Here is a 14,695-nt window from a genome sequence, read left to right on the forward strand (position 1 = left end):
GACCCGCGCCCGTGAGCAGGGGCTCCGCGTCACGGGCGGCGAGGGCGCGCGCCATCTCCGCGACGCGCTCCGACGGCGGCAGGCCCAGCGCGGCCTCCACGCCCGCGCGCGTCACGTCCTCGCCCGCCGCGAGCATGCGCTCCAGGAGGCTCTCGCCGTCACGCATCGCGCCGTCGGCGAGCCGACCGATGAGGGAGAGCGCCTCGCCCTCGGCGCGCACGCCCTCCTGCTCGCACAGCCGCGCGAGCTTCCCCGCGATCTCCACGTCCGACAGGCGGCGGAAACGGTAGTGCTGGCAGCGCGACAGGATCGTCGGGAGGATCTTCTCCGGCTCGGTCGTGGCGAGCACGAAGATCACGTGCGAGGGCGGCTCCTCCAGCGTCTTGAGGAGGGCGTTGAACGCGGCGCGCGACATCATGTGCGCCTCGTCGAGGATGTAGATCTTCTTGCCGCCGCGCATCGCGGCGAGGCCGACCTTCTCGCGCAGGTCGCGGACGTCGTCGACGCTGTTGTTGCTGGCCGCGTCGATCTCCAGCACGTCCGGGTGGCTGCCCGCGCGGACCATCAGGCACGACGGGCACTCCCCGCAGGGCTTCACGCCGTCACGTTCGCAGTTCGCGGTCATCGCGATGAGGCGCGCGGTGGTGGTCTTGCCGACGCCGCGCGGGCCGCTGAACAGGTACGCGTGCCCGACGCGGCCACGCTCCAGGGCGGCGCGCAACACGTCCTTGACGTGCTCCTGCCCGACGACCTCGTCCCAGTGGATGGGACGGGCCCGCTGGTAGATGGCGGTCATTCTTCTGCGCTCCCGAGGCCGAGCTTCACCTCACCAGTGTAGAGCGAAGGCGCGGGGCGCGACGGTTCATCACGTCACCCCACGTGACACGCTCTCATGCGGGGGCGGGCTCGAGGACGAGCAGCATGTGCTCCTCGTCGACGTACTCGCCCGCCACCTTCAGCGCGCGCGGCTCCAGTCCGAAGGTCACGAAGCCGAGGCTCGCGTAGAGCGCGCGCGCCGCCGTCTGGGTGGAGGAGACGGCCAGCATGAGCTGCTCCAGACCCTCCACGGCGCGCGCGTGCGTGATGAGCCGCGTCAGGACGGCGCGCGCCACGCCCCTCCCGCGAACGTGCGGCGCGACGTACATGCCCACCACGAAGGCCTTGTGCCGCGTGTTGAGGCCCGTCTCCCGCGCGAGGGTGGCGATGCCGACGAGCTCGCCGTCCACGAAGGCGCCGAACGTGACCGTCCCCGCGCCGGGCCGCAGACGCTCCTCGACGGACGAGACCCCCCGCGCCTCGAACTCCGACGCGGACGTGCCGAACGCGCGCGGCGACTCCCGCAGGCCCGAGAGCCTCAGGGCGAAGTAGGCGGCGGCGTCCCGCTCGGTGAGAACACGCAGATCCATTCCGCAACGCTAGCCCCGCGCGGGCGCGTGCGACAATACGCGCGATGACGCAGGCGCAGACGAAGCAGCAGGTGGCCCTGATCGCGCACGACAAGAAGAAGCTCGACCTCGCGCTGTTCGTGCTCGCGCACCGCGAGACCCTCGCGAACTATCACCTCGTCGCGACGGGCACGACGGGCGGCATCCTGCAGGAGAAGACGGGCCTGACGGTGGAGCGCGTGCTGTCGGGCCCGCTCGGCGGGGACCAGCAGATCGGGGCGCGCATCGCGGAGGACCGCGTGCGCGCGGTGTTCTTCTTCCGCGATCCCCTCACGGCGCAGCCGCACGAGCCCGACGTGACGGCCCTCGTGCGGCTGTGCGACGTCCACGACGTGCCGCTCGCCACGAACCCCGCCTCGGCGGCGGCGCTCGTGAGCTGGCTCGCGAACGAGCGGCGCGGGAACGTCACCTCGGGCGCTTGATCGTCTCGATGCGCGCGCCGCTCGTCAGGACCGCCTCGTAGGTGCTCCACAGGCGGCGCGCGTCCTCCTCGCTCCCGGGCAGTTCGGAGAAGCGCAGGTAGGCCGCGTCGCCGGAGTCCAGCACGAAGGTGGGCGTGCCGAACACGCCGAGCTGGGCGGCCGCGTCGAGGTCCCGCGCGAGCTCGGCGCGCAGGCCCGCCTCGTCCGCGAGGTCCGCCTCGAAGCGCGCGAGGTCGAGGCCCGCGCGGCGCGCCGCCTCCAGCCGCACCTCGGCCTCGCCGAGCTCACGCTTCTCCGCGTGCCGCAGCCGCATGAGGTGCAGCGCGTACGTGCGCCCGGCCTCGTCGCCCTGCCGCGCGGCGGCCTTCGCCGCGAGGAACGCCGCGAGGCTCGCCGTCTGGTGACCCGGACCCTCCGTCAGGGACTGCTCGGCGAGCTTCCACGTGGGGTTCTTGCGGTCCGGGTTCTCCGGGTGGTTGCCCTGCACGAGGCTGAAGTGCCTCAGCTCGGGTCGGTCGCCGAGGAGATTCGAGAGTTCGAGGCCGCGCCACGCGTACGGGCAGAGGAAATCGAAGTAGACGATCACGCGAGGGACTCTACCGCGCCGTCTTTCCCCGTACGGGCGCAGGTCATACACTCTGGGCGTGCTCGACCTCCAGGCCAGCCTGCGCCTCCTCGACCTCGTGGGCATCTTCGCGTTCAGCCTCTCGGGCGCCCTGCTCGCCGTCCGCAAGCGCTTCGACCTGCTCGGCGTGATCGTGCTGGGCTGCGTCACCGCCGTCGGCGGCGGCAGCATCCGCGACACCCTCACGGGCACCGTGCCGCCCGTGTACCTGCGCGACGAGACGTACCTGTGGGTCGCGATCGTCGGCGCCCTGGCGGGCTTCGCGTTCGGCCCGCGGCTGGAGCGCTTCGACCGCACCCTGAGCTTCTTCGACACGATGGGCCTCGCGCTGTTCTGCGTTTCCGGCGCGCTCGGCGGCATCCGGCTGGGCTTCGGGCCGCTCGGGGTGATCTTCGTGGGCGCCCTGTCGGGCGTGGGCGGCGGCGTCATCCGTGACCTCCTCGCGAACGAGGTGCCGCAGGTGCTCTACCGCCGCGACCAGCTCTACGCGACGGCGGCGGGCGCGGGCGCCCTCACGGTGTTCGTGCTGCACGCCGCGCGCGTGCCGGACCTCACGGGGCAGCTGATCGGCGCGACCGTGGTGGTGGCGCTGCGCTGGCTCTCCCGGCGTGGGCACCTGCGTCTCCCCGTGCGTCGCCTGCCGGACGCCTGACTCCGGGCGCGGCGCTCCTGCCGTAGACTCTGGGCATGTCCCTGCTCGGCCAGCCCGCCCCCGACTTCGCGCTGCCCTCCTCCACCGGCGAGGAGGTCCGTCTCTCCGAGTTCCGCGGTCAGCGCAACGTGGTGCTCGTCTTCTACCCGCTCGACTTCAGCCCGGTGTGCAGCATGCAGCTGCCCGAGTACTCCGGCCGTCAGGACGAGTTCGGCGCGCTCGACACGGTCGTGCTGGGCGTGAACCGCGACAGCGTCTGGACGCACAAGGCCTGGGCGGCGGAGTACGGCATCGAGGTGCCGCTCCTCGCGGACATGACCCTGCAGGTGGCGCGCGCGTACGGCGTCGCGATGGACGAGCGCGGCGTCACGAAGCGCGCGGTGTTCCTCGTGGACAAGGAGGGCGTGGTGCGCTTCGAGGGCGTGGAGTCCCAGACGAAGGACTACACCGTCCGTCCGGAGCAGGTGCTGGAGCAGGTGCGCGCGCTCGCCGTGCCGTCCTGACGCCATCTCGTGTCGACGAGGTTCTTCAGAACCTCGTACGACGCGCCTGAAGCGAGCCCTTCCGGTCAGCGGCCCAGCGGTCCACCGGCGGGCGGCGTGACGGGCGTCGTCATGGGCGAGCAGCCGATGGAGCGCAGGTACAGCAGGTCGCGTGACGCGCCGTACAGCGCGGGGAAGAGCGAGGAGACGGCCAGGCCCACGCCGAACGCGCCGAGGTCGCGCCGTCCGCGCGAGAAGCCCGACGCGGCCACCGCGATGCCGCCCGGACCGAGCAGCAGGGGCGCGACGAGCCCGAAGGTGGTGTGGCCCACGCAGGGGTCGCGCAGGACGAGGTTGCCGACGAGGTTCAGCAGGAAGTACACGCCGACCCCGGCGGCGTAGCCCAGCGCGAAGAAGCGCGCTCCGAGGGTGCGGGAGGAAAGCATCACCGGAATCTACACCCGTCGGGGAGGTGCAAGCGTCCCGGCGGGTCCTCCCGCCCGGCCCTCAGCGGTCCTCCGTCGCGAGCTCCACGAGGCGCGTCACGAGGTCCGCGTAGCCCAGACCGCCCGCCTCCCACAGCTTGGGGTACATGCTGGTGGTCGTGAAGCCCGGCATGGTGTTGACCTCGTTGAGGAAGAGCTCCCCGGTGCGCTCCACGTAGAAGAAGTCGACGCGGGCGAGGCCCGCGCAGTCGAGCGCGCGGAACGCGGTGAGCGCGAGCTCGCGGACGCGCGCGGCCACCTCGGCGGGCACGTCGGCGGGGATGTGCATGGTCGCCTCGCCCTCGGTGTACTTCGTGTGGTAGTCGTAGAACTCCGCGTCGAAGCGCAGTTCCCCGACGGGGGAGGCGATGGGGGCGTCGTTGCCGAGGATGCCGATCTCCAGCTCGCGCGGCTTCTCGGCGGTCATGGCTTCCAGGATCACGCGGCGGTCGAGGCCGAAGGCCACGTCGAGGGCCGCCGTGAGGTCCTCCTCGGCGCGCACCTTGCTGATCCCGACGGACGAGCCGAGGTTGGCGGGCTTCACGAAGAGGGGATAGCCGAGCTCGCGCGCGGCGCCCATGGCGGCCTCGGGGTTCGCGCGCCACGCGCCGCGCGTGACGAGGCGGTACGCGACCTGCGGGATGCCGTGCGCGGCGAGGACGTCCTTCGCGACGACCTTGTCCATGCTGACCGCGCTGCCCAGCACGCCGCTCCCCACGAAGGGAATCCCCGCGAGCGTGAGCAGGCCCTGGACGGTGCCGTCCTCGCCCATGGGGCCGTGCAGGAGGGGGAAGACGACGTCGTAGTCCCCGGCGCGGGAGACGCCGTGCAGGACGAGTTCGCCGCCGTCCTCGGCGGCGCCCTGTCCGAGGGCGAGGGCGGTGCCCTCGGGGGGGAGCCAGCGGCCCCGCTTGCTGATGACGAGGGGCGTGACCTCGAAGTGCTCCTCGGGGAGGGCGTTCAGGACGCTGCGGGCACTGGACAGGCTGACCTCGTGTTCACCGGACTGCCCGCCTGCGAGCAGCAGAATGCGCTTCTTCACGGGGGACAGCCTAGAGGATTTGCGGGCGCCGGAGATGACGCGTCCGCCGTGTGACCCATGAACGTGAGCAGAGGCTGAGGCGACGACAAGGAGCGCGGGGCTCACGGTGCCGTTTCCGGGCCCGATGCACGCGAGAACCCGCGTGTCATCCGCCATTCGGCGCAGTCGGGGATGCATTAATTTGCACATTTGAGGGACCGTTGATAGACTCGCTCCAACCACATTCCAGCGCGCGCGCCGACCCGAGGGTCGCCGCAGGTGCCCTTTTGGTCCCAGGAGGAAGCATGAAGAAGATCAGCCTGATCACCACGTTCCTGCTCGCGTCGGCGGCCTTCGCTGCGACGCCCAACGACACCCTCGTGATCCAGCAGTCGGGCGACTACCCCACGCTCGACCCTGTCATGACGTACGACACCGGCTCCGGCCAGTACGTCGAGAACATCTACGAGACCCTGGTGTCCTACAAGGGCAACAGCGTCCGTGACCTCGAACCCACCCTCGCGACCAAGTGGACGCAGAGCAACGGCGGCAAGACCTGGACCTTCGACCTCCGCAAGGGCGTCAAGTTCCACAGTGGCAGCACCTACAGCTGCGACGACGCGGAGTACACCTTCCGCCGCGCCCTCGTCGTGAACAACAGCGACTCGTGGACGTGGTTCATCAGCGAGAGCCTGCTCGGCACCGCCAGCAACGCCAACGACGACAAGAGCGTCACCTGGGACAAGATCAGCAACGCCGTGAGCTGCAACAGCGCCGGCCAGCTCGTCTTCAAGCTCCCCAAGGTCGACCCTGCCTTCATCTCCAAGCTCGCCTTCGTCGGCGCCAGCATCGTCGACAAGGACCACGCCATCAAGATCGGCGAGTGGGACGGCAAGGAGTCGAGCTGGAAGACCTGGATCGGCAAGGACCTCAACGACAGCGCCCTCAGCAAGAACCCCAGCGGCACCGGCGCCTACCAGCTCGTCCGCCGCGACGCCAACGCCACCCTGCTGCGCGCCTTCCCCGGCTACTGGGGCGGCAAGCCCGCCATCCAGAACGTCATCGTGCAGAAGGTCGGCGAGCAGGCGACCCGCATCGAGGCCTTCAAGCGCGGCGACGCCGACCTCGTCGAGACCGGCCCGCGCCCCATCCTTGAGCAGCTGCGCGGCGTCAGCGGCGTCACGATCCTCGACGACCTGCCCAACAACACCGCCGGCACGTTCTTCATGAACCAGAAGATCAGCGATCCGAAGGTGCTCGGCAGCGGCAAGCTCGACGGCAAGGGCATCCCCGCCAACTTCTTCAGCGACGTCAACGTCCGCCGTGGCTTCAGCTACGCCTTCGACTACGACCGCTACATCAAGGAAGTCCAGCAGGGCAAGGGCATGCAGCGCACCATGGCGCTCCCCGACTCCTTCCCCGGCTACGACGAGAACGTCAAGAAGTACACCTACAACCCCAAGCAGGCGGAGGCGTACTTCAAGCGCGCGTTCGGCGGCCAGGTCTGGAAGAACGGCTTCACCCTCACGGCCCGCTACCGCGCCGGCAGCACCGCGCAGCAGACCGCGATGGAGATCCTGAAGCGCAGCATCGAGGCGCTGAACCCCAAGTTCAAGATGAACATCGAGGCCAAGCAGTGGTCCGAGATGCTCAACGACTCCAAGAGCGGCAAGGAAGCGATGATCGCGATCGCGTGGGTTCCTGACTACGCCGACCCCGACAACTTCGTCAACACCTTCTACAGCAGCAACGGCTACTACAGCCCGCGCCTGAACTACAGCGACAAGAACGTGGACGCGTGGGTGCAGCAGGCCCGCAGCACCACCGACCCGGCCAAGCGCGCGCGCCTCTACACCCTCATCGGCAACCGCGCCTTCGAGACCGCGCCCTTCATCCTGCAGCCGGCCGGCGTGAACTTCCTCGCCTACCGCAGCAACCTCAAGGGCGTCAGCAAGGCCACCTACAACCCCATGCTGAGCGGCATCACCGGTACCCTCTGGAAGGACCTCAGCAAGTAACCCCGCCGTGCGGGCAGGCCTGGAAACGGGCCTGCCCGCGCACTCGTGCAGGCTCCCGGTGGCGGCCACCCACGAATGTCATGTGGGTCCGCCCCAAAGCCTTTTCAGAAGGAATAGAGTTGGAATCATGTTGACTTTCATCGTCAAACGGCTTATCCAGCTGCCGCTGGTGATGCTGGCGCTCACGGTCCTGATCGTGGGCCTTCTTCAGTTTCTGACGCCGGAGGAGCGCGCCGCCGCGTACATCACCAGCGACGCGCAGGCCCGCAACATCGACAAGATCATCCGCGACCGCGGCCTCGACCAGCCCTTCCCGGTGCAGTACGGCAAGTGGCTCGGCGCGGCCGTCAAGGGTGACCTCGGGTACAGCAAGGCCTCCAACGAGCCCGTGATCGACACGATCCGGGAGCGTCTGCCCGCCACGGCGGAGCTCGCGATCGTCGCGGCCATCCCGATCATCCTGGTCGGCGTGTGGCTCGGGACGCTCTCCGCGCTGCGCAAGGACCGCTTCGTGGACCAGTTCCTGCGGGTCTTCTCGGTCATCTCGTACTCCATCCCGACCTTCGTGATGGGGATCGTGCTGCTCGTGGTGTTCTACGGCTTCCTCGGATGGTTCCCCGGCAACGGCAACCTCAGCGTCATCAACCAGTTCGCCCTCACCGACCCCAGCTTCCACCGCTACACCGGCATGATCACGGTGGACGCGCTGCTCAACGGCAAGTTCGACGTGGCGCTCGACGCGCTGCACCACCTCGTGCTGCCCGCGCTGACGCTGATCATCACGTCCAGCGCGCTCATCCTCAAGGTGATGCGCGGCCAGATGCTGGAGGTGCTCCAGAGCGACTACGTCCGCACCGCCCGCGCCAAGGGCCTGAGCGAGCGCACCGTGAACCTCAAGCACGCCCGGCGCAACGCGCTGCTGCCCATCGTCACCTTCGGCGGTTTCGTGTTCATCAGCATGCTCGGCGGCGTGCTCTTCACCGAGACGATCTTCGGCTACCCCGGCATCGGCGAGTGGGGCGGCACGGCCGCGCTGCGCTTCGACGTGCCCGGCGTGATCGGTTTCGCGCTGCTCAACGCCGTGATCGTGGTGATCGTGAACACTCTGACCGACATCCTCTACGGCGTCGTCGATCCCCGCGTGAGGTTCGGCTGATGAGCGCCGTCAACCCCAACAACGCGCCCACGCTGACCGTGAAGCGCCGCTCGCTGCGCGAGCGTCTGCGCGAGTCCCGTCCGCTGCGCAAGCTGCTGCGCAACCGCCTCGCCGTGTTCGGCCTGTTCATCATCGCGGTGTTCGTGCTGATGGCCGCCTTCGCGCCGCTGATCGCCACGCCGAAGGACAACTGCCTGCGCGACCTCGGCATGACCAGCAGCGGTCAGGTGTACAACCCGCTGCAGCCGTACTTCTGGAAGGCGATCTTCGTGCCGCCGGACAGCTGCTACACCATCACCCGCATCAGCTTCAGCCCCGTCCCGACGCCCCCGAGCGATCAGGCGTGGTTCGGCACCAGCCAGGGCTACGACATCTTCTACGGCATCGTCTGGGGCGCCCGCACGATGCTCAAGATGGGTCTGATCATCGTCGCGATCAACCTGCTGATCGGCATCATCGTCGGCGTGATCAGCGGCTACTACCGCGGCTGGGTGGACAACGTCATCCAGCGTGTCATCGACATCATCTTCGCGTTCCCCGGGCTGATCCTCACGGTGGTGCTCGTCGCGATCTTCCGGCCCAGCCCCACCACGATCATCCTCGCGTTCGTCGCGACGGGCTGGGCGGGCTACGCGCGCATCATCCGCGGTGACGTGCTGCGCACCCGCGAGATGGAGTACGTGGACGCCGCGCGCTCCCTCGGTGCCCGCGACGCCCGCCTGATGTTCCGTCACGTGGTGCCCAACAGCATGACGGCCCTGCTCACGCAGGTCGTGCTGGACCTCGGCACGGTGCCGCTCGGCATCGCCGCGCTGTCCTTCCTGGGACTCGGCTTCCCGGTGGGCTACACCGACTGGGGTCAGCTGATCAACTTCGCCCGCGCGTGGATCCAGGGTCCCTCGGGTCAGCCGCTGGCGTACTGGTACGTCACGTTCTTCCCGGCGATCTGCATCGTGCTGTTCAGCCTCGGCTGGAACCTCGTCGGTGACGCGGCACGCGACGCCTTCGACCCCCGCACCCGCTGAACCCTCCAGTTCCCACCGCAATCCGGCGCTTCCCGCGCCGGATTGTTTCTTTAATGACATTGATGCTGTTCTTCCCTCACTCTCACTTAAGTAAAGGAGCGCACATCGAAACCCTAAGGGAGAACGGCAGAATAAAGACACGATGACAAGCCGTCTGCTCGCGCTCGCTGCCGCGACCGCCTCGCTGTCCCTGTCCGCCGCGTCCGCCACCTCACCCGCCCAGACCGTCTTCAACGAAGTGGCCGACCTCGTCCGGACCCAGTACGGCGGCCTCAGCACCGTCGACCGGCCCGCCCTCATCGCGGGCGCGCAGAAGGACCTCGACGCGGCCTGTCAGAGCGCCGGGGAGACCTGCGCCTTCAACGTCGCCTGGCCCATCATCGACAAGCTCGTCTCGAACCTCGGCGACGAGCACAGCTTCTTCCAGCGGCCCGAGGCCTTCGGCGACTTCAAGGCCCGCTCCAGCGGCGGCTCGCGCCTCCAGTACGGCATCAAGCTCGCCAACCTCGCCGACGGCCAGCAGGTCGTCACGGAGATCGTGCCCGGGAGCAGCGCCGAGGAGGTCGGCATCCGGCGCGGCGACCGCCTCGTGAAGCTCGACGGGCAGAAGTACACCTACGACCTGCTGCGCGAGAGCCGCAGCAAGGGCTCGCCCATCACGCTCGAAGCGGTCCGCGGCGACCAGACCCTCAGCTTCCGCATCACCGCGCGCGTCTCCACCACCCGCGACCTGCCCCGCATCGAGTACGTCAACGACGTCGCCGTGATCCGCATCCCCACCTTCATCGCGGGCGGCGGCGTCGCCCAGGGCGTCCACGACCTCGTCCGCGAGGCCAAGGCGAAGGCCGTGCGCGGCATCCTCGTGGACCTGCGCGACAACGGCGGCGGCGACCTGCGCGAGTGCGACCTCTCCATCAGCGCGTTCGTCCCGAGCTTCACCCGCGTCGCCCGCACCAGCGGAGGCGACGAACCCACCACCGTCGCGGGCGGCGCGTACCGCTCCGGGCGCCGCTTCATGGCGGGCGTCCGCGACCCGCAGCGCTGGGACGGCCCCATGGCGGTCCTCGTGAACAAGGCCAGCGCGTCGTGCAGCGAGTTCTTCGCCCGCGAGATCCAGTACGCCAAGCGCGGCCCCATCGTCGGTGAGGCCACCGCCGGCGTCGGCAACACCGCCACCCTCGTCTACCCCCTCTCCGGCGACGCGGCCCTGCAGCTCACCACCGTCAACTACGGCAAGCCCGACGGCAGCGCGTACCCCACGCGCGTCACGCCCGAGATCGCGGGCAGCGACGACTACGAACTCCTCGCGCGCGGCACGGACGTGCTGCTCCAGAAGGGCATCGAGGCCGTCAGGGCCTCCACGCCCGCCGCCACGGCGCGCTGAGCGGACGAACTGGCGGGGCTCACGGCAGGACCGTGAGCCCCTTTCTCATGGCTTTTCCTCGGCTTCTGAAGGTGGCAGCCCCTCGCTCAGTTCCAGAAGGCGTCGCTCGCGGTCCTGCCGCACCAGGTCCTCAGGGACCGGCCCAGTTCCTGTGAAGACGGGAAAGCCATCCTTCTCGACCAATTCCAAGGTCCTGTCATCCATACGAGGACTTGAGCACAAACAGGAGAGGCAGACGGTCACCCGTCTGCCTCTCTTTCCGGTGGGCGTTACTTCGCGTACTCGACGGCGCGCTGCTCGCGCACGACGGTCACCTGCACCTGCCCGGGGTACTCCATGTCCTGCTCGATGCGCGACGCGATCTCCCGCGCGAGCAGCGTCGCCTGCGCGTCCGTGACCCGCTCGGGCTGCACGATGACGCGCACCTCGCGGCCCGCCTGGATCGCGTACGCCTGGCTGACGCCGGGGAAGGACACCGCGATGTGCTCCAGCTGCTCCAGCCGCTTGATGTACGCCTCGAGCTCCTCGCGGCGCGCGCCGGGCCGCGCCGCGCTGATCGCGTCGGCGGCGGCGACGAGGACGCTGTAGAGCGTCTCGCCGTTCTCCGGGTCGTGGTGGTGCGCGATCGCGTCGATGACCTCGTGCGGCTCCCCGAAGCGCCGCGCGAGGCTGATGCCGATGTCGACGTGCGTCCCCTCGATCTCCCGGTCGATGCTCTTGCCGACGTCGTGCATCAGCCCCGCGCGGCGCGCGACGCCCGCGTCGAGGCCGAGCTCCGACGCGAGGATGCCCGTCAGGTGCGCCACCTGCACGCTGTGCTTGAGGACGTTCTGCCCGTAGCTGGTGCGGAAGTACATGCGGCCCAGCAGCTGCAGCAGGCCCGGCTTGAGCCCCACGACGCCCGCCTCGATGGCGGCCTCCTCGCCCTGCTGGTGGATGAAGGCCTTCATGTCGTCCTGCGCCTTGTGGACCATCTCCTCGATGCGGGTCGGGTGGATGCGTCCGTCCGCGACGAGTTCCGCGAGGACGCGCTTGGCGACCTCGCGGCGGACCGGGTTGAAGCTCGACAGGATCACCGCCTCGGGCGTGTCGTCGATGATGAGGTCCACGCCCGTGAGCGCCTCGAAGGCGCGGATGTTGCGGCCCTCGCGGCCGATGATGCGGCCCTTCATCGCGTCCGACGGGATCGGCACGACCGACACGCTCATCGCGGCGCTCGTCTCGGAGGCGCTGCGCTGGATGGCCTGCGCGATGATGCTCTGCGCGCGGCGCTTCGCCTCGGCGCTGGCGCGGTCCAGGGCGCCCTTGACGCGCAGCGCCTTCTCCTCCTCGAGTTCCGCGTCGAGCTTCTCCAGGATGAGGTCGCGCGCCTGATCGGGCGTGAGCGCCGCGATCTCGTAGAGGCGGTGCTCCGCGAGCCGCACCTTCTCCGAGGCGTGCTGAATCTCCTCGTCGAGGCGGCGCGCGTCGCGCTCCAGCTTCTCCTCCAGGGCGTCGAGTTTCAGGCCGCGCGCGTCGAGCTGCTCCGCGCGGCGGTTGAGCCGTTCGATCTCACGCTTGAGCTCGTCGCGTTCGCGACGCGTCTCGCCCCGCTCGGCCCGCAGGGCCTCGCGTTCCTGCTGCGTCTGCTGCACGGCGTGATCCCGTTCCGTGAGCGCCTGCTTTTCCCGCTGCTCGGCTTCCTGATACAGTCGTGTGGCGTCCTGGCGGACGCGCTCCGCCTCCGAGCGGAGGCGCTGGGCATCCTGGTTCGCGGCCTCGCGCACTTGCTGCGCCTCGGCCTGAGCCTGCCGCTGGAGCGTGTCGTCGAGCTGGGCGCGCTGGCGCAACCCCCGCCCGTAGAAGACGAATCCGCCGATGGCCACACCGACCAGGAGGCCCAGCAGCAACATGACGATGTTCTGCATGCGGCTCCTTTCGATGGTGAGTGGTATGCATGAGTGAGGTCCACACGGCCAGGAGCCACGCGGCGAGCCGGTCCGTGACGGACGGCCGACCCGTGGGTCCGACAATGTTCACACTCATGGCTCAGTCTAACACCGCGCCTCACGCCCCGAGAGTTCCCCTGGACCGCTCGGGGCGTGCATGAAAACACCCTCTCCCGGTGAGGGGAGAGGGCGCGGGGCCTGAGGACGTTCAGCTCTCGGTTTCGGCGGGCGCGGCCGGGGCGACCACGGTGGGGTTGCGGCCCTCCCTGATCGCGGCGAGCACGCGGTCGCGGATCTCCTGCTCCAGCTCGGGGCGCTCGCCGATGTAGGCGATGGCCTTCTCCTTGCCCTGCCCGATGCGGTCGTCGCCGTAGCTGTAGAAGCTGCCGGACTTCTTGATGATCTCGAAGTCGCTCGCGAGCGTCACGAGGTCGCTGAGCTGGTCGAAGCCCTTGCCGTACATCAGGGTGAGCTCGACCTCCTGGAAGGGCGGCGCGACCTTGTTCTTCACGGTCTTGATCTTGACGGTGTTGCCGACCGCGTCGTTGCCGTTCTTGACGGGCTGACCGATCTTGCGGACGTCGAGGCGCACCGAGGCGTAGAACTTCAGCGCGCGGCCGCCCGTGGTGGTCTCGGGGTTGCCGTACATCACGCCGATCTTCTCGCGGACCTGGTTGATGAAGATCGCGGCGGTGCTGGTCTTGGAGAGGATCGCGGTGAGCTTGCGCAGCGCCTGGCTCATGAGGCGGGCCTGCAGGCCGGGGAGGCTGTCGCCCATCTCGCCCTCGATCTCGGCGCGCGGCGTGAGGGCCGCGACGGAGTCCACGACGACGATGTCGACGGCGCCCGAGCGGGTGAGGAGCTCCATGATCTCCAGCGCCTGCTCGCCGTTGTCGGGCTGGCTGACGAGGAGGTCGTCGGTGTTCACGCCGAGCGCGCGCGCGTAGACGGGGTCGAGGGCGTGCTCCGCGTCGATGAACGCGGCGGTGCCGCCCGCGCGCTGCGCCTGCGCGATGATCGAGAGGGCCAGCGTGGTCTTGCCGCCCGACTCGGGACCGTAGATCTCGGTGATGCGTCCGCGCGGGATGCCGCCGACGCCGAGGGCGACGTCGAGGCTGAGGCTGCCCGTGCTGATGGTCTGCACGTCCAGCTTGCTTTCCGCGCCGAGCTTCATGATCGAGCCCTTGCCGAACTGCTTCTCGATCTGGCTCATCGCGGTTTCGAGGGCCTTGAGCTTGTCCTTGTCCATGATTCCTCCAGGGTGCGTACCCGGTGAGTGGGCGGGGGGCCGCTTGCTGCGTACGCCTGTTTCAGGCTACGGGTTCGGTGGTGTCGGGGTTGTCGGCCTGTCTAGGGCCCGCGAGGCGGTACGTGCCGACCGTGTCGTACTCGGGGCCGGTCTTGTGCAGGACGCTGCGCACCAGCTGCACGTTGCGCGCCTCCCATTCGAGGTCGAAGGTGCGCGGCGCGACGCGCGGCGCGGGGCCCTTCTTGCGCGCGAGGGTGACGTGCGCCTTGAAGGGCTTGTCGTCGAAGGCGGTGCCGCGCGCCGTGAGCCCGTCGCGGAGGCCCTGCGCGAGCAGGTCCAGCTCGGGCGCGTCCACCTTCACGAACCAGACGCGGGGGCTGCCCTCGTTGGGGAAGTAGCCGGTGCCGCGCAGACGGGCCGTGAAGGGCGGGACGACGCGGGCCACGTCGCGCCCGAGGGCGCGCAGCGCGTCGAGGTCGCGCTCGTGGACGTTCGGGAGGTACGCGAGGGTCACGTGCAGCTGGTCGGGCGCGACGCGCCGCCAGTTGCCGCGCAGGTCCCGCTGCGCCTCCGAGAGCCGCGCCGCCACCTCGGGCGGGACGCGTACGGCGTAGAAGAGCCTCACGGGGTCACCCCGCGCGCGCGGCGCACCTCGCGCAGCAGCAGGGCCAGCGCGCCGTACGCGACGCGCTCGCGCGCGGTGCGGACGTCGGTGGGCCACTCCAGGCTCAGGGCGCGCTCCGACGAGGGACCGCTCACGGCCATGACGCCCGTGGTGGGCTTGTCGCCGCGTCCGGTGGCGG

Annotated in this window: 15 protein-coding genes and 1 pseudogene; 7 read left to right on the forward strand and 9 right to left on the reverse strand. The window is 69.6% G+C overall.

The window, feature by feature from the left end:
- Both dnaX and DEIPI_RS0111210 read right to left on the reverse strand, forming a co-directional pair.
- Positions 1-796: DNA polymerase III subunit gamma/tau (gene dnaX / locus DEIPI_RS30390; RefSeq protein WP_157463612.1), on the reverse strand; the 796-nt coding region annotated here is incomplete at its 3' end.
- A gap of 94 nt (positions 797-890) precedes the next feature.
- Complete coding sequence (locus DEIPI_RS0111210) at positions 891-1,406, reverse strand: GNAT family N-acetyltransferase (RefSeq protein WP_027481835.1); 516 nt, start codon at positions 1,404-1,406, stop codon at positions 891-893.
- 44 nt (positions 1,407-1,450) lie between these two features.
- On the opposite strand from DEIPI_RS0111210, the gene DEIPI_RS0111215 reads away from it, so the two are divergent.
- Positions 1,451-1,867 (forward strand): methylglyoxal synthase, encoded by a 417-nt coding sequence (locus tag DEIPI_RS0111215; protein WP_045234122.1) that lies wholly within the window; start codon positions 1,451-1,453, stop codon positions 1,865-1,867.
- On the opposite strand, the gene DEIPI_RS0111220 is transcribed toward DEIPI_RS0111215, so the two are convergent.
- The gene (locus tag DEIPI_RS0111220; RefSeq protein WP_027481837.1) at positions 1,851-2,453 is read right to left on the reverse strand and encodes a DsbA family oxidoreductase; all 603 of its coding nucleotides are present in this window, start codon (positions 2,451-2,453) and stop codon (positions 1,851-1,853) included. The genes DEIPI_RS0111215 and DEIPI_RS0111220 overlap by 17 nt on opposite strands.
- A 58-nt stretch (positions 2,454-2,511) precedes the next feature.
- Here DEIPI_RS0111220 and DEIPI_RS0111225 point away from each other — a divergent pair, with 58 nt between their 5' ends.
- Both DEIPI_RS0111225 and DEIPI_RS0111230 read left to right on the forward strand, forming a co-directional pair.
- The gene (locus DEIPI_RS0111225; RefSeq protein ID WP_027481838.1) at positions 2,512-3,144 is read left to right on the forward strand and encodes a trimeric intracellular cation channel family protein; all 633 of its coding nucleotides are present in this window, start codon (positions 2,512-2,514) and stop codon (positions 3,142-3,144) included.
- Positions 3,145-3,179: 35 nt separating this feature from the next.
- Entirely contained in the window at positions 3,180-3,647 is a 468-nt protein-coding gene (locus tag DEIPI_RS0111230) for a peroxiredoxin (protein WP_027481839.1), read from the forward strand.
- A gap of 65 nt (positions 3,648-3,712) precedes the next feature.
- Here the strand turns inward: DEIPI_RS0111230 and DEIPI_RS30395 are convergent, their stop codons facing one another.
- Together DEIPI_RS30395 and DEIPI_RS0111240 are read right to left on the reverse strand one after the other, a co-directional pair.
- On the reverse strand, positions 3,713-4,072 hold the full coding sequence (locus DEIPI_RS30395) for a hypothetical protein (protein WP_052351704.1): 360 nt from the start codon (positions 4,070-4,072) through the stop codon (positions 3,713-3,715).
- 61 nt (positions 4,073-4,133) lie between these two features.
- Positions 4,134-5,153, reverse strand: a complete 1,020-nt coding sequence (locus tag DEIPI_RS0111240; protein WP_027481840.1) for a D-alanine--D-alanine ligase family protein — start codon at positions 5,151-5,153, stop codon at positions 4,134-4,136.
- A gap of 284 nt (positions 5,154-5,437) precedes the next feature.
- Here DEIPI_RS0111240 and DEIPI_RS0111245 point away from each other — a divergent pair, with 284 nt between their 5' ends.
- The 4 genes from DEIPI_RS0111245 to DEIPI_RS0111260 all read left to right on the forward strand — a co-directional run bounded on the left by DEIPI_RS0111245 (position 5,438) and on the right by DEIPI_RS0111260 (position 10,715).
- A complete protein-coding gene (locus DEIPI_RS0111245) occupies positions 5,438-7,150 on the forward strand; it encodes an ABC transporter substrate-binding protein (RefSeq protein ID WP_027481841.1) in 1,713 nt (570 codons plus the stop codon).
- A 127-nt stretch (positions 7,151-7,277) separates the two neighbouring features.
- A complete protein-coding gene (locus DEIPI_RS0111250; protein WP_027481842.1) occupies positions 7,278-8,306 on the forward strand; it encodes an ABC transporter permease in 1,029 nt (342 codons plus the stop codon).
- On the forward strand, positions 8,306-9,331 hold the full coding sequence (locus DEIPI_RS0111255; protein ID WP_027481843.1) for an ABC transporter permease: 1,026 nt from the start codon (positions 8,306-8,308) through the stop codon (positions 9,329-9,331). The genes DEIPI_RS0111250 and DEIPI_RS0111255 overlap by 1 nt, the downstream gene beginning before the upstream one ends.
- Before the next feature lie 142 nt (positions 9,332-9,473).
- A complete protein-coding gene (locus tag DEIPI_RS0111260; protein WP_027481844.1) occupies positions 9,474-10,715 on the forward strand; it encodes a S41 family peptidase in 1,242 nt (413 codons plus the stop codon).
- 269 nt (positions 10,716-10,984) lie between these two features.
- Here DEIPI_RS0111260 and rny read toward each other — a convergent pair whose 3' ends face one another.
- From rny to DEIPI_RS30400, 4 genes and pseudogenes are all read right to left on the reverse strand, one after another.
- Positions 10,985-12,622, reverse strand: coding sequence for a ribonuclease Y (rny, locus tag DEIPI_RS0111265; protein ID WP_027481845.1), 1,638 nt, complete (start codon positions 12,620-12,622; stop codon positions 10,985-10,987).
- Between the two features lie 229 nt (positions 12,623-12,851).
- Positions 12,852-13,892, reverse strand: coding sequence for a recombinase RecA (gene recA, locus DEIPI_RS0111270; protein WP_027481846.1), 1,041 nt, complete (start codon positions 13,890-13,892; stop codon positions 12,852-12,854).
- A 61-nt stretch (positions 13,893-13,953) separates the two neighbouring features.
- On the reverse strand, positions 13,954-14,517 hold the full coding sequence (thpR, locus tag DEIPI_RS0111275) for an RNA 2',3'-cyclic phosphodiesterase (RefSeq protein ID WP_027481847.1): 564 nt from the start codon (positions 14,515-14,517) through the stop codon (positions 13,954-13,956).
- Positions 14,514-14,695 (reverse strand): annotated as a pseudogene (locus DEIPI_RS30400) (hypothetical protein); the annotation flags it as partial. The pseudogene DEIPI_RS30400 and the gene thpR, both read right to left, overlap by 4 nt.

The organism is Deinococcus pimensis DSM 21231 (genome assembly GCF_000519345.1).
Classification (GTDB): domain Bacteria; phylum Deinococcota; class Deinococci; order Deinococcales; family Deinococcaceae; genus Deinococcus_A; species Deinococcus_A pimensis.